Source organism: Mesorhizobium sp. BR1-1-3, from assembly GCF_020165455.1.
GTDB lineage: Bacteria > Pseudomonadota > Alphaproteobacteria > Rhizobiales > Rhizobiaceae > Mesorhizobium > Mesorhizobium ciceri.
Genome location: NZ_JAIUIC010000008.1, coordinates 122,367 through 144,921 on the forward strand (window position 1 = coordinate 122,367; position 22,555 = coordinate 144,921).

Here is a 22,555-nt window from a genome sequence, read left to right on the forward strand (position 1 = left end):
GCGAGTCATATGATGGTGGTTTCGAGAACCGGAGCGCAGCGGACATTCAGGTCCGTGAGCACCGGAAGCGCAGAAAACGCCTTCAGATGGCCGCCAGAGTAGAGTTTCCAAACGGTCTCAGCTGCCGTAGACGTCGAACGAGAAGTACTTGTCGTTGATTTCCTTGTACTTGCCATTGGCGCGCAGCGCGTCGATGGCCGCATTGAGCTTGTCGGCCAGTTCCTTGTTGCCCTTTTGCAGGGCGATGCCGACGCCGGGGCCGTGTATGGCCGGATCGGCGGTCAGCGTGCCGAGCAGCTTGCAGCAGGCGCCGTCTGGCTTCTTCAGCCACTCGGTCAAGATGATCGAGCCGTCCATCATCGCGTCGAGGCGGCCATTGGCCATGTCGGTGCGGGCATCGTCGCCCGTCGGATAGGCCTTGACCGTCGAGCCTTCATATTTCTGGTCGGCGAATTTCTGGTGGATAGTCGCGGTCTGCACCCCGAGCGCCTTGCCTTTCAGGTCGTCCGGCGAGGTGCCTGATATGGTCGAATCCTTGGGCACGGCGATGGCCGGCGGCGTCTGGTAGTATTTGTGGGTGAACTCGACCTTCTCGGCTCGCTCCGGCGTGATAGTGATGTTGATGATGGCGTCGAACTTGCCGGCCTGCAGCGCCGGTATGGAACCATCGAAATCCTGCACGCTGAACTCACATTCGGACTTCATCTCGGCGCACAGCGCATTGCCGAGATCGATGTCGAAGCCGCCCAGCGTGCCGTCAGCACTGGCGTAGTTGAAGGGCGGATAAGCGCCTTCGGTGCCGATCCTGAGTTTTTTATCCTGGGCGGAGGCGGCACCCGTGGCAAGGGTGAGGGCGACGGAAGCGGCAAGCACGAAACGACCGAAAAGACGCATGTTCGAGATCCCCGTTGAAAGCGGGAAGTCTACGGTCTTCCAGGCGCGCGGCGGAGACGGAAACGACATGCGCTGCGGCGATCGCGGCGCGGCGAGCAGACCAGTCGATCGATCGGTGATGTGTTAGCCGACGCGCTGCTTGTCGGTGGCCGTCCGGTCGATGGCCAACTCCCCGGCCGAGAGGACAACGCCAAACTTTTCGGTGGCTTCCTCTGATGTGTAGTACCCCAGCGCCACGTCGCGCAGCACAAGATCGGCATCGCGCTGCAGCGGATCGCCGTAGCCGCCGCCGCCCGGCGTGCCGACGCGCACACGGTCGCCGGCCTTGAGCGCAATGTCCTGTTCCTTGGACAAATGCGGCGGCACGTGTTCCTCGCCGTTGCGGAAGACGGTCACCGTGTTGACGGCGCCGTCCTTGCCGCCAAGCGCGCCCTGCGGGCCGAACCGGCCATGGTCCATGACGAAGGAAGCGCGGGCGTCGCCGCGCAGGATTTCCACCTCATAGGCGAGTCCGAAACCGCCGCGATGCTTGCCGGCGCCGCCGGAGCCTTCACGCAAGGCGTAGTGGCGGTAGAGCACCGGGAATGCCTGTTCCATGATCTCGACCGGCGGCGACTTGGAGATGCCGATGGTCGAGCAGCCATTGGTCAGGCCGTCATGGCCTGAATTGCCGCCATAACCGCCGCCGGAGATCTGGTACATGACGTAGTCGCGGCTGCGCGCCGGGTCGTTGCCGCCGAGTGCGAAATTGCCGCTGGAACCGGCGGGTGCGGCGGTCACCTTGTCCGGCAATGCCTGCACCATCGCCGCGAATACCGCCTCGGCGATGCGCTGCGACACCTCGGCGGCGCAGCCCGAGACGGGCCGCGGATATTTGGCGTCGAGGAACGTGCCTTCCGGCCGTTTGACGATCAGGGGTTCCAACGCGCCGGCGCTGATCGGTACATCCGGGAAAATGTGGCGCATGGCGAGATAGACCGAGGATAGGGTCGTCGCCAGCACGCTGTTCATCGGCCCGGCGCAGGGCTTTGACGAACCGGTGAAATCGAAGGTCAGCGTGTCGCCCTGTTTTTCGACGGCGAGCGCGATGATCAGCGGCTCGTTGACCACCCCATCGGAATCGACAAACGCCTTGGAATGGTAGGTGCCGTCGGGAATGGCTGAGATGTTGGCGCGCATCTGTTCGGCCGCGCGGCGGCGCAGTTCGGCGATCGCCTCTACAACCGTTTCATCCCCGTAACGATCCAGGATTCCATTCAGCCGATCCTGACCGATCAGCAGTGCGGCGGCCTGGGCCCTGATATCGCCGATGCGCTGGTCGGCGACGCGGATGTTGGAGCAGATGATGGCGTAGATTTCCGGGTCGAGCACGCCCTTCTTGAACAGTTTTACGGGCGGCAGTCGCAGCCCTTCCTGCTCCACGGCAGTCGCCGAGGCTGAAAATCCGCCCGGCACCGAGCCGCCAATGTCGGGCCAATGGCCGGTGTTGGATAGCCAGCAGAAAATCTTGCCGTCCCGGTAGACCGGCATGGCGAAGCGCACATCCATCAGATGGGTGCCGCCGAGATAGGGGTCGTTGACGACGTAGATGTCGCCTGGTTCCGGCGCCAGGCAACGGCCGTCGGCGATCATCTCGATCACCGTCCTGGTCGAATATTGCATGACGCCGACGAACACCGGCAGGCCCTGGCTGCCTTGCGCGATCAGCGAACCGTCGACAGCCGAATAGATGCCGTCGGAACGGTCATTGGCCTCGGCGATGACAGGCGAGAAGGCGGCGCGAGAGAACGTAAGGTCCATCTCGTCGCAGACCTGCTGCAGGGCCGCCTGGAGGACCGAAAGGGTGATGGCGTCGAGCTTTGCCATATCAGGCCTCGCCAATGTCGATGATGATGTTGCCGTCAGCGTCGCTGCGTGCGCGGTCGCCGGGTTCGAGCACGGTGGTGGCGTCCATCTGTTCGAGGATCGCCGGGCCTTCGATGATAGCATCGAGCGGCAGCTTTTCGCGCGCATATACGGGCGTGTCGTGCCAACGGCCGGCATACCAGACCGGCCGGATTTCGCGCCGCGCCTCGTCGAGCGTTGCTGCGCGCCCCGCCGGATCGATCAGGCGCGACAGATCGATCGCCAGACGCACGCCGGTGACCGATGTATTGAGATTGACGAGATTGGCTCGGATTTCCGGCAGCTCGACCTTGAAGCGGGCGAAATAGGCCTTTTCGAAAAGCTGCTGCAGCGTTGCCCGGGTCACCGAGGAGGACGGCAGCGCCACGTTGATGATGTGGGTCTGGCCGACGAACTGCATGTCGGCGGAGTGGGTGACGCGGATCGTCTCCGGCTTTACCGCTTCCTTGCCGATCAGCTCCTTGCCTTCGTTTCGGTGCCGTTCCAATACTGCGTAAAGATGCGTTTCGTCGAGTACCGACACCGGCTGGTTGATGGTGTTGACGAAGTCGTGGCGCAGGTCGGCAACGACGCAGCCGAGCGCGTTGGTGATGCCTGGACGCGCCGGCACCAACACCTTGGGCAGGCCGAGTTCGCGCGCCAGGGCAGTCGCATGCAGCGGCCCGGCGCCGCCGAAGGCGAACAGCGCGAAATCGCGGGGGTCATGACCGCGTGACACCGAGACCATGCGGATGGCGCCGGCCATCTTCATGTTGCCGAGCCGCAGCACCGCGCCCGCCGCCTCGACGCCGGAAAGGCCGGTCGGCTTGCCGATTTTCTCCTCGAAGATGCCGGTGACGCGCTCTGATGTGACCGGGTTTTCGACTGCCAGCAGCTTCTTCGGCGCCAGCCGGCCGAGCACCAGATTGGCGTCGGTGATGGTCGGCTCGAGGCCGCCGCGCCCGTAGCAGATCGGGCCGGGATTGGCGCCCGCACTTTCCGGGCCGATCTGGATCAGGCCGGCCGCGTCGACGCGGGCGATCGAGCCGCCGCCGGCGCCGACCGTGTGCACCGCCACCATCGGCACATGGATCGGCATGGCATATTCGATCTCGATCTCGTTCGAGACAGCCGGCTCGGCATTGCGGATCAGCGCCACGTCGGTCGAGGTGCCGCCCATGTCGTAGGTGACGAGGTTTTCGAAGCCGGCACGTTTTCCGGTGTAGGCGGCGGCGATGACGCCCGAGGCCGGACCGGACATGACAGTCTTGGCCGATTCACGTGTGACGAAGCGGGCCGAGATCATGCCGCCATTGCCGTTCATGATCAGGAAGTCGCGGGCATAGCCTTTTGCAGCCAGTTCCTTGCGCAGCCGCTCGACATAGCGCTCGAGGATCGGCTGCACCGAGGCGTTGACCGAAGCGGTGACGCCGCGCTCGAACTCGCGCGCCTCCGACAGCAGCGCATGGCCTGCCGTGATGTAGCCGTTCGGCCAGAGCTCGCCGGCAATTTCGGTGGCGCGCCGCTCGTGCGCCGGATTGGCGTAGGAATGCAGGAAATGGATGACGAGGGATTCGCAACCGGCCGCGATCAGCGTCTGCACCGCCTCGCGCATTTCGGCCTCGTCGAGCGGTGTGCGTATCGCACCCGACGCCTCGACGCGCTCCGACACTTCGAGCCTGAGATTGCGCGGGATGATCGGCACGAAGCTGCCGGTCATGCCATAGGCCTGCGGCCGCGTGCGCCGGCCAAGCTCGATCACGTCGCGAAAACCGCGCGTGGTGATCATGCCGGTTTTCGCCAGCCGGCGTTCGAGCACCGCATTGGTGGTGGTGGTCGTGCCATGCACGATGAGGTCGATGCCGTCGATCGGAAATCCGGTGGCGCCGAGCGCCGAAACGACACCGAAGGCCTGGTTGTCGACCGTAGTCGGCGTCTTGGCCAGATACACCCTGCCGCCATCGCTTCCGTCGATCAGGAGCAGGTCGGTGAAGGTGCCGCCGACATCGATACCGGCAACGACATTTCCCCGGGACTCGCGCGCTTGCGCCGAAATATTCTCTTCCATCGTCGAAACCCGAAATGCGCGGACTACGGATATGCGTCAGTTTGGAAAGCTGTTTTAAGGGAGCATCTTGACGCAAATATCGTTTGTATACTAATAAATTCCGGACACAAGAGCTTGCCGCTTTGGAGTGTGCGAACAGCACGCCGGGACCTGAATGGTCCGGGCGCGCAGGTGAAGGTTTGGCGCCCGCGTCCGTGAGCTGGGCCAGAAGGTTGGATTTGATGAACACCACATCCGCTCTCAACACCGTCGGCGCCCGACCGCTGCAGTTCCCGATTCCGGCCAATGTCTATGCCGAAACCGTGGTCTCGGTGAAGCACTACACCGACCGGCTGTTCTCGTTCCGCATCACCCGTCCGCAGTCGCTGCGCTTCCGCTCCGGCGAGTTCGTCATGATCGGCCTGCCCAATGCGGAGAAGCCGGTGTACCGCGCCTATTCGGTGGCGAGCCCGGCCTGGGACGAAGAGCTGGAATTCTTCTCGATCAAGGTGCCGGACGGCCCGCTGACTTCGGAGCTGCAGAAGATCCAGGTCGGCGACACCGTCATCATGCGCCAGAAGTCGACGGGCACGCTGGTGGTCGACGCATTGACGCCGGCCAAGCGGCTGTTCATGATCTCGACCGGCACCGGCATCGCGCCCTTCGCCAGCCTGCTGCGCGACCCCGACACCTACGAAAAATTCGATCAACTGATCCTGACCCATACCTGCCGCGACAATGCGGAACTCACCTACGGCCAGGAGCTGGTCGCAGCACTTGAAAGCGACCCGCTGATCGGTGGACTGACCACTGGGCGCGTCACGCTCTACAATTCGACGACCCGCGAGGAATCGGCACGCATGGGCCGCATCACCGCGCTGATCGGCTCCGGCAAGTTCTACAGCGATCTCGGCATCGACAAGCTCAACCCGGAAACCGATCGGATCATGATCTGCGGCTCGATGCATATGCTGAAGGACGTCAAGGAACTGGCCGAAAGCCTCGGCTTCGAGGAAGGCTCGCTGAGCCATCCGGCGACTTTTGTCGTCGAGCGCGCCTTCGTCGGCTGAGCCGCACCAACATCTCGAAGTCTACGTTTTTGACCGCACGGTCAAAAACTGCTGCTTTCACCGCCTTTTTCGGTTATGACCGCCCGCAGGACTCGTGAAGTACGGCTTCACGGGCTATCTTCGGCATACGTCGCTGAATGAAAGGGCAGGAGATGAGCAGCACAATCCGCGAAGCCGATGTCGGCCCGTCCAAGGTGACGCCGCTGCCGGCGCGTGCCGCCGCCAATACAGCCGTCCCGCACGATCATCGCATTGCGCGCAACCCTGGCATGAAGCTCGACCTTGGCTTCATGGAATCGGTGCGCAGCGTCAATCGCTCGGCGCTGGAACGGCGCGTCGCCAGCCTGACCAAGCGGCGCTCTATCAAGGCCGACAACCAGGCCGCCTGGCTGCTGCGCGCCGTCGCCTGCATGGATTTGACGACGCTGAATTCAAACGACACCGAGGAGCGCGTGCGCCGGCTTTGCGCCAAGGCGATCAATCCGTTCCGCCGCGACATTGTCGAGGGCCTCGGCATATCAGGTGAAACCATCCGCCCGGCCGCCGTCTGCGTCTACCACCCCTTCGTTGCCACCGCCGTCGATGCGGTGCGCGGCACTGGCATCCATGTCGCCGCCGTCTCCACCGCCTTTCCGCATGGCCTGGCGCCGCTGTCGACCCGTCTGCAGGAGATCGAGGCCTCGGTCCGTGACGGCGCCGACGAGATCGACGTCGTCATCCCGCGCGGCCTGGTGTTCGGCGCCAAGTGGCGGGAGCTTTACAATGAGATCGTCTCGATGCGCGCCGCCTGCGGTGATGCGCATCTGAAGGTCATCCTCGGCACCGGCGACCTCGCCACGCTGCGCAATGTCATGCTGGCCTCGATGGTGGCGATGATGGCGGGCGCCGATTTCATCAAGACCTCGACCGGCAAGGAAAGCGTCAACGCGACGCTGCCCGTCGGCCTCGCCATGGTGCGTGCCATCAGGGCCTATTTCGAGGAAACCGGCTATCTCATCGGCTTCAAGCCGGCCGGCGGCATTTCCACGGCCAAGGCCTCGCTCGACTGGCTGGTGCTGATGAAGGAAGAGCTCGGCCGGCCATGGCTGGAGCCGGACCTGTTCCGCTTCGGCGCGTCGAGCCTCTTGACCGACATCGAGCGCCAGCTCGAGCACCATCTGACCGGACATTATTCGGCCAATCATCGCCACGCGATGGCGTAAGCCTTTACCCCCACCCCGATCGGCTTTTGCCGATCGACCCTCCCAGGCGGGAGGGTGAAGGAGGCACCTGATGAACATTCTCGATCGCTATCACGCCATGGAATACGGCCCGGCACCGGAGGCCCGCAACGAGGCCGACGCCTGGCTTGCCGCGCGCGATTTCGGCAAGGCGCTGTTCATCGGCGGCGACTGGAAAGCCGCTGCCGGCGGCAAGACCTTCGAGACCAGCGAGCCGTCTTCCGGCAAGCTGCTGGCCGAGGTCTCGGACGCCAATGCCGCCGATATCGACGCGGCGGTTGCGGCCGCCGCCAAGGCGCTGCCGAAGTGGTCGGCAGCCTCAGGCTATCAGCGTGCCAAGGTGCTCTATGCCATCGGCCGCGCCATGCAGCGGCATCAGCGCCTGTTCGCGGTGCTTGAGACCATCGACAACGGCAAGCCGATCCGCGAAAGCCGCGATATCGACGTGCCGCTGGCGATCCGCCATTTCATCCACCATGCCGGCTGGGCGCAGGCGCTGGACAGGGATTTCCCCGGCCATAGGGGTGTCGGCGTCGTCGGCCAGATCATCCCGTGGAACTTTCCGCTGCTGATGCTGGCCTGGAAGATCGCGCCGGCGCTCGCCGCCGGCTGCACCGTGGTGCTGAAGCCGGCCGAGTTCACGCCGCTGACCGCTATCCTGTTCGCCGAGATTTGCGAGCGTGCCGGCGTGCCGAAGGGCGTCGTCAACATCGTCCAGGGTGGCCCTGAGGCCGGCGTCGCCATCGTCAACCATCCCGGCGTCCAGAAGATCGCCTTTACCGGCTCTTCCGAAGTCGGCAAGATCATCCGGAAAGCCACCGCCGGCTCGGGCAAGAAACTGTCGCTGGAACTCGGCGGCAAGTCGGCTTTCATCGTCTTCGAGGATGCCGATCTCGACAGCGCCGTCGAAGGCCTGGTCGACGGCATCTGGTTCAACCAGGGCCAGGTCTGCTGCGCCGGTTCGCGGCTCCTGGTGCAGGAAGGCATAGCCGACGCCCTGATCGCCAAGGTCAAGACGCGGATGAGCCGGCTGCGCGTCGGCAGCCCGCTCGACAAGAACACCGATATCGGCCCGCTGGTCGATCTGACCCAGCTTGACCGCGTCAAGGGCCTGGTTGCCGAAGGCGCCAGACAGGGCGCCGTCTGCTGGCAGCCGGATGCCGCACTGCCGTCCTCCGGCTACTACCATCTGCCGACGCTCGCCACAGGTGTTTCGCCGGCTAACATATTGGCGCAAGAAGAGGTGTTCGGCCCTGTTCTGGCGACCATGACCTTCCGCAACACCGAGGAAGCGATCGAGCTCGCCAACAACACGCGCTATGGCCTCGCCGCCTCGGTGTGGAGCGAGAATGTCAACCTTGCCCTGCACGTCGCGCCGCAATTGAAGGCCGGCGTGGTCTGGGTCAACGGCACCAACATGTTCGACGCCGCCTGTGGCTTCGGCGGCTACCGCGAGAGTGGTTTCGGTCGTGAGGGCGGGCGCGAGGGCATGTTCGAATATCTCACGGCAAAATTGCCGCTCGGCCCGGTCATCAAGCCGGCGACGATGTCGGCGCAACCGGTCGAGCAGGCCGATGGCGCGGCAATCGACCGCACGGCAAAGCTGTTCATCGGCGGCAAGCAGGTACGGCCGGACGGCAATTATTCGCTCGCCATCGCCACCGCCAAGGGCAAGCTTGCCGGCGAAGTTGGGCTCGGTAGCCGCAAGGATATCCGCGATGCCGTCTCCGCCGCCCGCGGTGCCAAGGCCTGGCCGGAGGCGACCGCCTATAACAGGTCCCAGGTGCTCTATTATCTGGCCGAGAACCTTTCCGGCCGCGCCGGCGAGTTCGCCGCCCGTCTCACCGAATTGACCGGCGCTACGCCCAAGGCCGCGCGGGAAGAGGTAGAACAATCCATCGAGCGCCTGTTCCTCTATGCCGGTCTGGCTGACAAATTCGAGGGCCGCGTGCACCAACCGCCCGCGCGTGCCGTGACATTGGCGCTGCACGAGCCGGTCGGCGTCGTCGGCATCGTCGCGCCGGATGCCTCGCCGCTGCTCGGCCTGATCTCGCTGATTGCACCCGCACTCGCGATGGGCAACACCGTGGTCGCAGTGCCGTCGGAGCGCTACCCGCTGCTGGCGACCGATCTCTACCAGGTCATCGAATATTCCGACATTCCCTCAGGCGCCATCAACATCGTCACCGGTCGCAGCGCCGAACTCGCCGGCGTGCTGGCCAAGCATGACGATGTCGACGGGCTTTGGGTGTTCGCCGATGCCGAGACCTGCGCCAAGGCGGAAGCCGAGTCCATCGGCAACCTCAAGCGCGTCTGGAGCGGCAATGGCCGCGGCATCGACTGGGCATCCGACCAAGCCGCCGGCGACGCCTTCCTGCGCCGCGCCGTCGAGGTCAAGAATGTCTGGGTGCCTTACGGCGATTGATGGCCTGCCGGTACTGTTCAGATCGTGTTCGGGCTTGACGCCCGGACAGATGTTCTTTAACGAGAAAAAACATCTTTATCAGTGAACGGTCAACGGCGCAGGCTGCACGATCACGCGTGACTGGCACATGACGCCTTGGCCAGCCGCAGGTAGACCCGGACTATCCCAGCGGACGAGGAGAACAGCATGGCGGATCTGGCAGGCAAGGTCGTTGTCGTCACGGCAGCGGCGCAAGGGATCGGCAAGGCGAGCGCACTGGCCTTCGCAAAAGCCGGCGCCATCGTCTACGCCACCGACATCAACGAGACGCTGCTGGCGGAACTCGCCAAGACGCCAGGGATCAAGACCCGCAAGCTGGACGTGCTCAACGACGAAGCCGTCAACGCCGCCTTTGCCAAGATCGGTGTCGTCGACGTGCTGTTCAATTGCGCCGGTTTCGTCCATTCGGGCTCGATCCTGGAGATGAAGGACGGCGACCTCGATTTCGCGCTGAACCTCAATGTCCGCGCCATGATCCGCACCAGCCGGGCCGTGCTGCCCGGCATGCTGGAACGCGGCGACGGATCGATCATCAACATGGCCTCGCTGGCCAGTTCCACCAAGGGCGTGCCCAACCGCTTCGTCTATGGCCTGACCAAGGCCGCGGTCATCGGCCTGACCAAGGCGATAGCCGCCGACTATGTCGGCAAGGGCATACGCTGCAACGCCATCTGCCCCGGCACGGTCGAGAGCCCGTCGCTGCAGGACCGCATGCACGCGCAAGGCGACTATGATGCCGCCCGCGCCGCCTTCATCGCCCGCCAGCCGATGGGCCGGCTCGGCACGCCGGAGGAAATCGCCGATCTGGCCGTCTACCTGGCCGGCGCCACGTACACGTCCGGGCAGGCCTACAATATCGACGGCGGCTGGTCGATCTGACTGCGGAAATCTTGCGTGGGCCGGACGATCTGGCCCGTTGCCGGCGTTCAACAGGGGATCGAACAGTCTGAAAATCCCGCGCGCCGGCTATCTTGTATGGCGATCGCGCTTGTCCGTAGTCAGGTCGATGGGTACGGTCCGCCGGTTCCTTGAAGGAGCAATCGCCTTGGCGGAAAGTTTGCAAAAGGCCACGAGGCCGCAATCAGGAGAAGGATTTAGATGAAACTGCTGCGCTATGGCGAGGTGGGAAGCGAACGTCCCGGCCTGCTCGATGCGGATGGAACGATCCGTGATCTCTCCGCTCACGTCACCGATATCGGCGGCAAGGCACTCGATCCGGCATCGCTGGCAGCACTCGCCAAGCTAGATCCGAAGTCGCTGCCGGCGGTTTCCGGCAGCCCGCGCCTCGGCGCCTGCGTTGCCGGCACGGGCAAGTTCATCTGTATCGGCCTGAACTATTCCGACCACGCCGCCGAGACCGGCGCCACCGTGCCGCCGGAGCCGATCATCTTCATGAAGGCGAGCTCGGCCATTGTCGGGCCGGATGACGACGTGCTGATCCCGCGCGGCTCGGAGAAGACCGACTGGGAAGTCGAGCTGGCCGTGATCATCGGCAAAACCGCCAAATATGTCAGCGAGGCCGATGCGCTCGACTATGTCGCCGGTTATAGCGTTGCCCACGACGTCTCCGAACGCGCCTTCCAGGCCGAGCGGCAGGGCCAGTGGACCAAGGGCAAGAGCTGCGACACATTCGGCCCGACCGGCCCATGGCTGGTGACCAAAGACGAAGTGGCCGACCCGCAGAACCTCAAAATGTGGCTGACCGTCAACGGCAAGACGATGCAGAACGGCTCGACCAAGACCATGGTCTATGGCGTCAAATATCTGGTGTCCTATCTCAGCCAGTTCATGTCGCTGCACCCCGGCGACATCATCTCCACCGGCACGCCGCCCGGCGTCGGGCTGGGCATGAAGCCGCCGGTGTTCTTGAAGGCCGGCGATGTGGTTGAACTGGGCATTGAAGGCCTGGGGCAGCAGAAGCAGACGTTCAAGGCGGACGTTTAGGCAGTATATTTCGGGGTCAGCGCTGCCCCCTCATCCGGCCGCTTCGCGGCCACCTTCTCCCCGCTGGGGAGAAGAGACTGGCGTCGGCGCTGGCAATCTCCTCTCCCCTCGGGGAGAGGTCAGCCGAGCGAAACGGAGGCTGGGTGAGGGCCAGCGCCGGCGTATCTACTTCAGCACCTTCCCATCCGTACCAAACCGATAGGTCTTCGCCGGATCCGGCGTCGCATACAGCGTGGCACCCGGCTCGGCATCATAAACACCAAAAATCCGCACGGTGATCAGCCCGGCTTTCTCGCAGTCGAGATAGAGGTTGGTGTCGGCGCCGAGATGCTCGGCGTGCACCACCGTTCCCTTCCAGGAGCCGGATTTCGGATCGACGGTCAGATGTTCCGGCCGCACGCCGATTGTCTTGGCGGTTTCGCCGAGACGGGCGCCGTCGACGAAATTCATCTTCGGTGAGCCGATGAAGCCGGCGACGAACTCATTTGCCGGCGAATTGTAGAGCTCCATCGGGCCACCGATCTGCTCGATTTTCCCTGCGTTGAGCACCACGATCTTGTCGGCCAGGGTCATCGCCTCGACCTGGTCGTGGGTGACGTAGATCATCGTCGCCTTCAGCCGGCGGTGCAATTGCGCGATCTCGAGCCGCGTGTTGACACGCAGCGCGGCATCGAGGTTCGACAGCGGCTCGTCGAACAGAAACAGCTTCGGCTCGCGCACCACGGCGCGGCCGATGGCGACGCGCTGACGCTGGCCGCCGGAGAGTTCGGCCGGCCGCCTTTCGAGATAGGGCTCCAGCGACAGCATCGACGAGGCGATGCCGATGCGGCGCTCGATCTCGGCCGCCGGCGTGCCGGCCTGCTTGAGGCCGAGGCCCATATTGTTCTTCACCGTCAGATGCGGATAGAGCGCATAGGTCTGGAACACCATGGCGATGCCGCGCTTGGCCGGCGGCGTGGCCGAGACGTCCGCGCCGTCGATGACGACGCGGCCCGAAGTCGAGTCCTCCAGTCCGGCGATGACCCTGAGCAGGGTCGACTTGCCGCAGCCGGACGGCCCGACGAAAACGACGAACTCGCCGTCGTTCACCTCGAGGTTGATGCCCTTCAGCACCTCGACCGGCCCAAAGGCCTTCTTCACGTTCTCGATGTTCAGCGAGCCCACGGCTTCGTCCCTGTTCTAGAGTTTGACGGCGGCGCCGCTGCGCACGCTCTCGTCGGCTGCAAGGCAGACGGCGAGCGATTTGACCGCGTCGTCCATGTGTTTGGCGAGGTCCAGATCCTCGCGGATTGCCTTCAGCACGAAGGCCTGTTCGAGGTCGCAGAGGTCCTGATGGCCGGGTTCGCCTGCCATCGACAGCATTTCGTCGGCCTTGAGAAACTTGCCGTCCGCGTCGGTCGCCGCATTGTGCAGGCGGATGGTCGAGGTCTTGGTGTGGGTGTCGATGTCATCGGACTTCACACCTTCCTTCATGACGATCGACACGCAGCCATTGGGCGAGATGACGTCCTTCACGAAGAAGGCGGTTTCCGAAATCATCGGCCCCCAGCCGGCCTCATACCAGCCGACCGAACCGTCATCGAACAGCACCTGCAAGTGGCCGTAATTGTACATCGAGGGCGCGACCTCGTCGGTCAGCCGCACGCCCATGCCGCGCACTTCCACGGGCTTCGCATCGGTGATCTGCAGCATGACGTCGAGATAGTGCACGCCGCAGTCGACGATCGGCGAGGTCGTCTGCATCAACTGCTTGTGCGTCTCCCAGGTATGGCCCGAGGATTGCTGGTTGAGGTTCATGCGGAAGACGTAGGGGCCGCCGAGCTTGCGCGCTTCGGCGATGAGCCGGATCCAGGACGGGTGATGGCGCAGGATGTAGCCGATCACCAGCTTCCTGCCGTTGGCCTTGGCCGCCGCGACGACGCGCCTGGCATCGGCCACCGTCGTTGCCAGCGGCTTTTCGACGAAGACGTGGCAACCGGCCTCGAACGCCTTCACCGCATAGTCGGCATGGCTATCGGAATAGGTGGCGATGCAGGCGACATCGGGCTTTTCGTCACGCAATGCCTCGTCGAAGGAGCGCCTGATGCCGTAACCCGACAGCCCGTCCGGCAGCGGCACGTCGGAGCGATTGATCAGCGCCGCGATCTGGAAACCTGGATTGGTATGGTAGGCCAGCGCATGGCTGCGGCCCATATTGCCGAGGCCGGCGACGACGACACGCAGGGGTTGGGCCATTTCAATTCGCCTTTTCTTGACTGCGGGCTGCGAGAGCCACCATCACCTGTGGCTCACATTCATCTGCGACCCGCAGGGCTGCTTCTTCGCTGTCACACCGGGACAAAAGTCGAAAGCCATAGGCATCAACTCCGTCCTTGATCAGTGAAAGCCTCTGATCATCAGGCAAGGGATGCTCAAGGTTGAGCGCCTGCTCGAACGCTTTCGACTGCTCGTCTTCCATCTGGGAATTGACGCGCCAACGAATGTGACAATTGTATTCCTTCGGCCGGCGCTCCGGCCCAAGCCGTGCAAACCAGACAGCAGCGTTGATATAGAATTGCGGACCCCAGGAAGACTTCTGAAGGTTCAGCACACAGATCGTCTCCGGCCACTCTCGGTAGAAATTTTTGGCGCGAACGCCCCGGAATCCATAGTGGCTCGCTGTCTCGACGAGGGCCTGTACGATAGCTTCTTCCCCGCCGCTCACTTCACCGCTCCGGAAGTAATGCCGCGGATCAACTGCCGCGAGAAGATGACGTAGAGGATCAGCACCGGCATGATCGCCAGCGACAGCGCCGCCAGGATAGCGTTCCAGTTGGTGACGAACTGGCCGAGGAACAGCTGGGCGCCGAGCGTCACCGTCTTGGTTTCTTCCGACGGCGCCAGGATCAGCGGGAACCACAGGTCATTCCAGATCGGGATCATGGTGAAGACGGCGACGGTTGCCATCGACGGCCTGACCAGCGGCAGCACCAGGCGGAAGAAGATGGTGTATTCGGACAGGCCGTCGATGCGGCCGGCATTCTTCAGATCGTCGGACACCTGCTTCATGAATTCCGACAGGATGAAGACGGCAAGCGGCAGGCCTTGCGCGGTGTAGACCAGGATCAGCGCCGTCAGCGTGTTGACCAGCCCGCTCGCCACCATCAATTGCAGGATGGCGACGGTGCCCAGCCGGATCGGGATCATGATGCCGAGCGCCAGATAGAGGCCCATCAGCGAGTTGCCGCGGAAGCGGTATTCCGACAGCGCGAACGCCGCCATGGCGCCGAACAGGAGCACGAGGAACAGGGAGGCGACGGTGACGACGAGGCTGTTCTGGAAATAGTGGATGAAGTCGCCCTGGCCGATGACGGTGGTGTAGCCGATCAGGTCGAAGGTTTTGGGCGTCGGCGGCGTCAGCGGCGCGCCGAAGATGCCGGCGCGGGACTTGAACGAGTTCATGATCACCAGGATCACCGGAAACAGCACGATCACCGTGTAGGTCAACAGGATCGCATGGGCGCCGATGGTGCGGGGCACGGAACGGGTGGCGGTGCTCATCTCTCGGCCCCTCAGAACTGGTAGCGACGCAGGCGCGTCTGGACGAGGAAGAGGTAGACGCAGACGCCGCCGAGGATGATCAGGAACATCATCGTGGCGATCGCCGCGCCCATATTGGGGTCGCCGACCTGCAGCTGGAAGCCGAAGAAGGCGCGGTAGAGGAAAGTGCCGAGAATATCGGTCGAATAGTTCGGCCCGGCGAGCGCGCCTTGCGCGGTGTAGATCAGGTCGAAGGCGTTGAAATTGCCGACGAAGGTGAGGATCGAGATGATGCCGATCGACGGCAGGATCAGCGGCAGCTTGATCTTCCAGAACTGCGCCAGGCCGGTGATGCCATCGCATTCGGCGGCCTCGATCACCTCTTCGGGGATCGACAGCAGGGCAGCGTAGATCAGCATCATCGGGATGCCGACGAACTGCCACACCGAAATCAGGCTGAGTGCGGTGAGCGCATATTGCTCCTTGCCGAGCCATGGCGTGAACAGGCTTTTCAGGCCGACGAGATCCATCAGATGCGGCGCTACGCCCCACAACGGGGACAGGATCAGCTTCCAGGCGAAACCGACGATGACGAAGGACAGGATGGTCGGCACGAAGATCGCCGTGCGGTAGAAGGCCGCGAACCTCAGTCTCGGGCTGGACAGAAGCGCGGCCAGCATGACGCCGATCGGGTTCTGCACCAGCATGTGGATGATAAAGAACCAGGTGTTGTTCCTCAGCGCGTTCCAGAAACCCACCGACCAGTTGGGATCGCCGAACAGCATGCGGAAGTTTTCCAGCCCGACGAAGACCTGGTGCTGCTCGATGTTGCGGAACAGCGAGAGCTGCAGCGTGCCGGCGAGCGGCAGGATCATGATTGCCGTGTAGACAAGCACCGCCGGCGCCAGGAAGACGCCTATATGCCAGCGGAACGGTCTTTTCGCTCTGATATCTGCGGCCATGAGTTCGGTCCCCGCCGTCTCTCGGTTCCAAAGGGTATCGATCTAGATGATGCCTCGATGCACGGCCCGACCATTCCTGCCGATGCGGCAGGAACAAAGGCCTGCGACTGATCAGCTAGCCTTCCCCGAAGAGAGGGTAAGGCCGGGAGGCGGTGCCGACAATCGCAATCTGAATAGGCTTTGAATGAGGTAGTCCGGAACCGGCCAGGCGTGCGCCAGGCCGGTTCCGTTGCCTGAGCTCTTACTTGGCCGGATGGTACCAGCTGTCGAGGCCGGTCTGCAGCTTCTTGGCCGCCGCTTCCGGCGTATCGGTGCCGTTGATGACGTTGGCCGATTCAACCCAGGTCTCGTTCTCGAGGTTCGGCGTGCCGCGCGACAGGATCTGGTAGGTCGAGCGGATCGTCGACTTGCACTTGCCGCGCCAGGAGACGAATTCCTGCGCCAGCGGGTCTTCCATCTTCACCGGCGAGGAGTTCAGGCTGAAGAAGCCCGGCAGTGCGTTGGCGTAGATGGTGGCGAAATCCGGCGAGGCGACCCAGGACAGGAAGGTCTTGGCCGCATCGGCGTTCTTCGAAGCCGCATTCAGGCCCATGCCGATATCGGTATGGTCGGAGATGTAGCAGGTGTCACCGGCCTTCTCGACCGGCGGCGGGAAGGCGCCCATCTTGAACTGCGCCTGGGTGTTGAACAGGCCGATCTCCCACGAGCCGGCCGGGTAGATGGCGGCGCGGCCGAGCGTGAACAGGTTCTGGCTGTCCGGATAGGTCTGCGCCTCGAAGCCATCGCCGAGATAGGGCTTCCACTTGGCCAGTTCCTCATATGGCGCGACCCAGTCCTTGTCGGTCAGCTTCTGATCGCCCTTGATCAGCGCCGCGCGGCCGTCCTCGCCCTTCCAGTAGTTGGGGCCGATGTTCTGGTAGCCCATGGTCGCGGCTTCCCAGAGATCCTTGGTGCCCATCGCCATCGGGATGTAGGTGCCGTCGGCCTTGATCTTGTCGAGCGCGGCGAAGAACTCGTCGCGGGTCTCCGGCACCTTGATGCCGAGCTTGTCGAAGGCGTCCTTGTTGTAGATGAAGCCGTGGATGACCGAGGCCATCGGCACGCAGAAGCTCGCCTTGCCGTCGTCGGTCTGCCAGGCGGACTTGGCCACCGGCGAAAAGTTCTCCATGCCAGGCAGCGCCGAGAGATCGGCAAGGTTGCCCTTCTTGAACAGCTCAAGCGACTTGTCGAACGGGCGGCAGGTGATCAGGTCGCCCGCCGAGCCGGCGGCGAGCTTGGCGCCGAGCGCGGCGTCATATTCGGTCGGAGCCGAGGGTGCGAACACGACCTTGATGCCCGGGTTCTTGGCTTCGAAAGCCGGGATCAGCTTGTCCTTCCAGATGGCAAGGTCGTCGCCGCGCCAGCTTTCGATGTTGAGCGTTACGTCGTCGGCGTGAGCCAACCCGGCCGAGCCGAGAATGCTGGTGCCCAAAAGCAGTGCCGTCAGTAGTTTCGTTGTCATGCTCAGTCTCCCTGTTGACCTTTTTCAGGTTCGGTTTTGATGAGAACAGAGGCTTTTGAGCCCTTGCTCCCCTCTATAGCGGAAAGGGCCGGCCGCAACTTCTGGCCGGCCTCTTCCAGTATCTTCTGCGCCGCGTCAGTGCTGTCGGCGCCGGCGGCGAGCAGAATGGCGGTCTTGACCGCGCCGCCGCTCTTTTCGAGCAGGCGGGCCGCTTCGTCCGTGCCGCGCCCGCTGACGGCGGCGACGATGCGCGCCGCGCGGTCGCGCAGCTTGATGTTGTCGGCCATGAGATTGACCATGTAGCCGTCATGCACATGGCCGAGATGGATGGCGGTCAGCGTCGACAGCATGTTGAGCGCGATCTTCTGGGCAGTGCCGGCGCCCATGCGCGTGGAGCCGGCGATCAGTTCCGGCGGCGTTTCGAGCAGGATGGCGGTTTGTGCCTGGCTCAGCAGCGCAGAGTCCCTGTTGTTGGCGATGCCGATGGTGGCAGCGCCGCGGCGGGCAGCCTCCTGGATGGCCCGCACGGCATAGGGCGTCGTGCCGCTGGCGGAAATGGCGATCAGGCAGTCGCCCTTGCCGAGGCCGGCCTCGGCGACCGCTGCCGCGGCTTCCTCGGTATCGTCTTCCGGCCCGCCGGCCAGCGTGCGGAAAGCGTCGTCGCCGCCGGCGATGAGGATGGCGATGCGGTCGCGGTGAATGCCGAAGGTGCCCGGCAGCTCCAGCGCATCGGCCAGTGCCATCAGGCCTGAGCTGCCGGCCGCGGCGTAGGCAAGCTTGCCCCCGCTCTTCAGCCTGCCGGCGATGATCTCGGCGGCCCTGGCGATGGATGGAATGGCATGGCGCACCACCTTGGCGGCTTCGATCTGCGCATCGGCCAAATAGGAAAGGATGGCGTCCGGAGGCTGGATATCCAGCCCCTCGGCATTTTTGTGAAGCGCTTCGGTGCGCGTTTCGGCCATCCCGGTTCCTCCAATACCAGAACAATACCAAAAAAATACCACTTGTCCACACGCATTAACGAATTCGCGGGCCGGAAATCGCTGAGCCGCCGAAATACGCAGATTTTTCAATAAAATACGGCTTAAACTTTTTGAAACGGAAATTAACCCTTGGCTATTGGTATTTTATTGGTATTATCCGCCCGGAGGAGATATCACGTGAATTTCGTGCTCGGAATCGATGGCGGCGGCACCAGCTGCAGGGCCGCCCTGGCAACGGCGGACGGCACGGTGATCGGCCGCGCCAAAAGCGGCGCCGCCAACATCCGCACCGACCTGACCGGCGCCCGCTCGAACATCGTCGAGGCCGCCAGGCAGGCGTTCCTCGTCGCCGGGCAGGATCCGGAACTGATCCCGCGAACGCCCGCAATTCTCGGCCTTGCCGGCGCCAATGTCGGCACCTACCGGCAGCAGCTCGAGGCGATCCTGCCATTCAGCATCAGCCGCGTCGAGACCGACGCCGAAATCGCGCTGGAAGGCGCTGTCGGCGCCGGTGACGGCGCCATGGCGATCCTCGGCACCGGCACCGCCTATATGGCGCGCAGACAAGGCAAATCGCGCGCCATCGGCGGCTGGGGCTTCCAGGTTGGCGACCAGGGCAGCGGCGCCCGTATCGGCCGCGACCTGCTCGAACAGACACTGCTTGCCTATGACGGCGTCCGCGCGGGCTCGCCGCTGACGCAGAGCATGCTGGCCGTCTTCCGCAACAACCCGGAGGATGTCGTCGAATTCACCACCAATGCCAAGCCCGGCGATTTCGGCGGCTTCGCACCCAAGGTGTTCGAACACGCCGAGAAGGGCGACAGCGTCGCCAACTGGATCCTCGACAGGGTGGTTGCCGATGTCGAAGCCTCGCTCGGCGCGCTCGATCTCGCCGACGACGCGCCGCTGTGCCTCCTCGGCGGGCTGGCGCCGCTCTACGCGCCGCGCCTGTCTGCCCGCTACCGGGCGCTGCTGAAGCCGCCGCTCGACGACGCGCTGGGCGGCGCGGTGCAGATGGCGGTTCGCCTTTTCGCCGGACACGCGGAGGCAACTCGATGAGCGAGGCCGCCGACCAGATCTTCGCCACGCTGAAACATCAGGCGCAAAGCGGCGCGCCGCTTTATCTGCAGTTGCGCAAGAGCATCGAGGACGCGGTCAATCGCGGCCTGATCGGGCCGGGCGACGCGCTGCCCTCCGAGCGCGACATCGCCACCAAGGCCGATATTTCGCGGGTCACCGTGCGCAAGGCGGTGCAGGATCTGGTCAAGGGCGGCATCCTGGTGCAGCGCCACGGCTCCGGCACCTTCGTGGCGCCGCGCATGGAGCGTGTCGAACAGTCGCTGTCGCGGCTGACCTCGTTTACCGAGGACATGGCGCGGCGCGGCATGGTGGTGCGTTCGGCATGGCTCGACCGCGGCCTTTACGCACCTTCGCCCGACGAAATGATGGTGCTCGGCCTGTCGTCGAACGAACTGGTGGCGCGCGTGGCGCGCCTGCGCATTGCCAACGACACGCCGCTGGCGATCGAGCGGGCCTCGCTGTCGGCCAGCGTGTTGCCCGACCCGGCCGACATAGGCTCCTCGCTCTATGCCGCGCTGGAATTGACCGGCAATCGGCCGGTGCGGGCGGTGCAGCGCATTTCCGCCGCCAATCTCGGCGACAGCGACGCGCGCCTGCTCGAGGTGCCGCCAGGCATTGCCGGCCTGCACATCGAACGTATTTCCTATCTGGCGAGCGGCAAGGTGATCGAATTCACCCGCTCTATCTACCGGGGCGACGCCTATGATTTCGTCGCCGAACTGCGGCTGACAGGGCCGAGCGAAGAGGGCCGACCATGAGCACGACAGAGCCGACCATGTCGACAGAGATGACCCATATGCGGCGCGAGATCGCGGAGGTCCCGCAGGCCGTCGCCCGCCTGCTCGACGGCTCCGGCGCCGTGCTGACCGAAGCCGGGCGCGGCATCCGTGAACGTGACCCGCAGTTCGTCGTCACCGTGGCGCGCGGCTCGTCCGACCATGCCGCCACCTTCATGAAGTACGCCGTCGAGCTGACCGCGGGCCTGGCCGTCGCATCGGTCGGGCCGTCGATCGCCTCGATCTATGGCCGCAAGCTCAGGCTCGCCGGCTCGGCCTGCCTGGCGATCTCGCAGTCGGGCAAGAGCCCCGACATCGTCGCCATGGCCGAAACCGCGCGGGCGGGAGGCGCGCTGACCGTCGCCATCACCAACACCGCCGATTCGCCTCTGGCGCGTGCCTCGGACTATGCGATCGACATCCTGGCCGGCCCCGAGCGCAGCGTTGCGGCCACCAAGACCTTCATCAATTCGGCCGTCGCCGGCCTCGCTCTGATGGCGCATGCCACCGGCGACGATGCGCTGCTGGCGGCGCTTGCCCGCCTGCCGGAGCATTTCGGCAAGGCGATCGCCTGCGACTGGATGAGCGTGCTCTCTGAGACGATCGAGAAGCAGAAGTCGTTGTTCATCCTCGGCCGCGGACCGTCGGCGGCGATGGCCAATGAGGCTGCGCTGAAATTCAAGGAGACCTGCGGCATGCATGCGGAAGCCTACAGCGCCGCCGAGGTCATGCATGGCCCGCTGGCGCTGGTCGGCCCCGATTTTCCGGTGCTGGCGCTGGCCGCGCGCGACGCGTCCGAACCGTCGATTGCCGAGGCCGCCGACAGCCTGGCGGCCAAGGGCGCGCCGGTGTTCGTCACCTCGGCACTTGCCCAACGCGCCGTGCGCCTGCCGCATGTCGCCACCGGCCATCCACTGACCGATCCGCTGACGCTGATCGTCTCCTTCTACATGTTCGTCGAGGCGTTTGCCCGCCATCGCGGTCTCGACCCGGACACGCCGCGCAATCTTCGCAAGGTGACGGAGACCGTATGAGCAATCGCTTTGCCCTGACTGGCGCCCGGATTTTCGACGGCGACGATTGGCATGAAGGCCACGCGCTGGTCGTGCGCGACGGTCTCGTCGAGGCCATTTTGCCCACGGGCGCCGTCCCCTCGGACATCGCCCTCGTCGACGCCGGTGACGGCCTGCTGGTGCCGGGTTTCGTGGACCTGCAGGTCAATGGCGGCGGCGGCGTCATGCTCAACGACCATCCCGATGTCGCTTCCATCGAGACCATCTGCCGCGCGCACGCGCCCTTCGGCACGACGGCGCTGCTGCCGACGCTGATCACCGACACGCCTGCAATCACGGCCGCCGCTGTCGCCGCCGGCGAGGCGGCGGCGCGCCAGAAGGTGCCTGGGTTTCTCGGGCTGCATCTCGAAGGCCCGCATTTGTCGGTCGCCCGCAAGGGCGCGCATGATCCGGCGCTGATCCGGCCGATGACGGATGCCGACCAGGCGATGCTGATCGCGGCTCGGCAAAAGCTGCCGGTGCTGCTGACCACCATCGCGCCCGAATCCGTCGAGCCGGCTCGCGTCGCGGCGCTGACTAAGGCCGGCGTCATCGTCAGCCTTGGCCATTCCGACACCGGCTACGCCACCGCCAGCGCCTTTGCCGCGGCGGGCGCCTCGATGGTTACCCACCTGTTCAATGCGATGAGCCAGATCGGCAATCGCGAGCCTGGCCTGGCTGGCGCCGCCATCGACATCGGCACCTTGTCGGCCGGTCTCATCGCCGACGGCATCCATGTCGATCCGGCCACCATCAAGATCGCACTGCGCGCCAAGCAGGGGCCGGCCAGGATCGTTCTGGTCACCGACGCCATGGCGACAATCGGCACCGACATGACGTCGTTCACGCTCAACGGCCGTACCATCTATCGCAGGCATGGCAGCCTGCGGCTCGGCGACGGAACGCTGGCGGGCGCCGATCTCGACATGATCTCGGCCATTCGTTTCACCCACCGCGTCATCGGGGTCGAGCTTTCCGAGGCCTTGCGCATGGCTTCGCTCTATCCGGCGCAAGCAATCGGCCAGTCGCACCGGCTTGGCCGATTCGCCAACGGCACGGCTGCGGATATTGTCGCGCTGTCGGACGATCTCGACCCGAAGGGCGTCTGGATCGGCGGCGAAAAGGTTTTTGGAGCCGGCTACGGCACTGCGCATTGATA

General features: G+C 64.4%; 19 protein-coding genes. 9 read left to right on the forward strand and 10 right to left on the reverse strand.

Annotated elements, in window-relative coordinates; genetic code table 11:
• Positions 1 to 117: 117 nt before the first annotated feature.
• From LB559_RS19220 to LB559_RS19230, 3 genes are all read right to left on the reverse strand, one after another.
• Entirely contained in the window at positions 118 to 894 is a 777-nt protein-coding gene (locus LB559_RS19220; RefSeq protein WP_224674739.1) for an ABC transporter substrate-binding protein, read from the reverse strand.
• Positions 895 to 1,017: 123 nt separating this feature from the next.
• Positions 1,018 to 2,760: a hydantoinase B/oxoprolinase family protein gene (locus LB559_RS19225; protein ID WP_224674740.1), complete on the reverse strand. Its 1,743-nt coding sequence runs from the start codon at positions 2,758 to 2,760 to the stop codon at positions 1,018 to 1,020.
• A gap of 1 nt (position 2,761) precedes the next feature.
• Positions 2,762 to 4,846, reverse strand: coding sequence for a hydantoinase/oxoprolinase family protein (locus LB559_RS19230; RefSeq protein ID WP_224674741.1), 2,085 nt, complete (start codon positions 4,844 to 4,846; stop codon positions 2,762 to 2,764).
• Between the two features lie 221 nt (positions 4,847 to 5,067).
• Between LB559_RS19230 and LB559_RS19235 the strand changes: the two genes are divergently transcribed.
• From LB559_RS19235 to LB559_RS19255, 5 genes are all read left to right on the forward strand, one after another.
• Positions 5,068 to 5,895, forward strand: coding sequence for a ferredoxin--NADP reductase (locus tag LB559_RS19235; protein ID WP_224674742.1), 828 nt, complete (start codon positions 5,068 to 5,070; stop codon positions 5,893 to 5,895).
• Between the two features lie 152 nt (positions 5,896 to 6,047).
• Positions 6,048 to 7,097, forward strand: coding sequence for a deoxyribose-phosphate aldolase (deoC, locus tag LB559_RS19240; RefSeq protein ID WP_224674743.1), 1,050 nt, complete (start codon positions 6,048 to 6,050; stop codon positions 7,095 to 7,097).
• Positions 7,098 to 7,167: 70 nt separating this feature from the next.
• Positions 7,168 to 9,540 (forward strand): aldehyde dehydrogenase family protein, encoded by a 2,373-nt coding sequence (locus LB559_RS19245; RefSeq protein WP_224620770.1) that lies wholly within the window; start codon positions 7,168 to 7,170, stop codon positions 9,538 to 9,540.
• A gap of 186 nt (positions 9,541 to 9,726) precedes the next feature.
• The gene (locus tag LB559_RS19250) at positions 9,727 to 10,458 is read left to right on the forward strand and encodes an SDR family oxidoreductase (protein ID WP_224674744.1); all 732 of its coding nucleotides are present in this window, start codon (positions 9,727 to 9,729) and stop codon (positions 10,456 to 10,458) included.
• 219 nt (positions 10,459 to 10,677) lie between these two features.
• A complete protein-coding gene (locus LB559_RS19255) occupies positions 10,678 to 11,523 on the forward strand; it encodes a fumarylacetoacetate hydrolase family protein (protein ID WP_013528568.1) in 846 nt (281 codons plus the stop codon).
• Between the two features lie 165 nt (positions 11,524 to 11,688).
• Here the strand turns inward: LB559_RS19255 and LB559_RS19260 are convergent, their stop codons facing one another.
• From LB559_RS19260 to LB559_RS19290, 7 genes are all read right to left on the reverse strand, one after another.
• Positions 11,689 to 12,687, reverse strand: coding sequence for an ABC transporter ATP-binding protein (locus LB559_RS19260; RefSeq protein ID WP_127369149.1), 999 nt, complete (start codon positions 12,685 to 12,687; stop codon positions 11,689 to 11,691).
• Between the two features lie 15 nt (positions 12,688 to 12,702).
• On the reverse strand, positions 12,703 to 13,758 hold the full coding sequence (locus tag LB559_RS19265) for a Gfo/Idh/MocA family protein (RefSeq protein ID WP_224674745.1): 1,056 nt from the start codon (positions 13,756 to 13,758) through the stop codon (positions 12,703 to 12,705).
• A 1-nt stretch (position 13,759) separates the two neighbouring features.
• Positions 13,760 to 14,227 (reverse strand): DUF4304 domain-containing protein, encoded by a 468-nt coding sequence (locus LB559_RS19270; RefSeq protein WP_013528571.1) that lies wholly within the window; start codon positions 14,225 to 14,227, stop codon positions 13,760 to 13,762.
• Positions 14,224 to 15,063 (reverse strand): carbohydrate ABC transporter permease, encoded by an 840-nt coding sequence (locus LB559_RS19275; RefSeq protein WP_224674746.1) that lies wholly within the window; start codon positions 15,061 to 15,063, stop codon positions 14,224 to 14,226. The genes LB559_RS19270 and LB559_RS19275 overlap by 4 nt, the downstream gene beginning before the upstream one ends.
• Before the next feature lie 11 nt (positions 15,064 to 15,074).
• On the reverse strand, positions 15,075 to 16,004 hold the full coding sequence (locus LB559_RS19280) for a carbohydrate ABC transporter permease (protein ID WP_027161161.1): 930 nt from the start codon (positions 16,002 to 16,004) through the stop codon (positions 15,075 to 15,077).
• A 241-nt stretch (positions 16,005 to 16,245) separates the two neighbouring features.
• Entirely contained in the window at positions 16,246 to 17,505 is a 1,260-nt protein-coding gene (locus LB559_RS19285) for an ABC transporter substrate-binding protein (RefSeq protein WP_013528574.1), read from the reverse strand.
• 2 nt (positions 17,506 to 17,507) lie between these two features.
• On the reverse strand, positions 17,508 to 18,467 hold the full coding sequence (locus tag LB559_RS19290) for an N-acetylmuramic acid 6-phosphate etherase (protein WP_224674747.1): 960 nt from the start codon (positions 18,465 to 18,467) through the stop codon (positions 17,508 to 17,510).
• Between the two features lie 198 nt (positions 18,468 to 18,665).
• On the opposite strand from LB559_RS19290, the gene LB559_RS19295 reads away from it, so the two are divergent.
• From LB559_RS19295 to nagA, 4 genes are read left to right on the forward strand one after another with little or no spacing between them, the layout of a single operon-like run.
• Positions 18,666 to 19,547: an N-acetylglucosamine kinase gene (locus LB559_RS19295; protein ID WP_013528576.1), complete on the forward strand. Its 882-nt coding sequence runs from the start codon at positions 18,666 to 18,668 to the stop codon at positions 19,545 to 19,547.
• Positions 19,544 to 20,326 carry a GntR family transcriptional regulator gene (locus LB559_RS19300; RefSeq protein WP_063169682.1) on the forward strand — a complete coding sequence of 261 codons (783 nt, stop codon included), beginning with the start codon at positions 19,544 to 19,546 and terminating at the stop codon, positions 20,324 to 20,326. Before LB559_RS19295 ends, LB559_RS19300 begins: the two co-directional genes overlap by 4 nt.
• Positions 20,327 to 20,343: 17 nt before the next feature.
• Positions 20,344 to 21,378 (forward strand): SIS domain-containing protein, encoded by a 1,035-nt coding sequence (locus LB559_RS19305; protein WP_224674824.1) that lies wholly within the window; start codon positions 20,344 to 20,346, stop codon positions 21,376 to 21,378.
• Positions 21,375 to 22,553 carry an N-acetylglucosamine-6-phosphate deacetylase gene (gene nagA, locus LB559_RS19310; protein ID WP_013528579.1) on the forward strand — a complete coding sequence of 393 codons (1,179 nt, stop codon included), beginning with the start codon at positions 21,375 to 21,377 and terminating at the stop codon, positions 22,551 to 22,553. The genes LB559_RS19305 and nagA overlap by 4 nt, the downstream gene beginning before the upstream one ends.
• Positions 22,554 to 22,555: the final 2 nt, after the last annotated feature.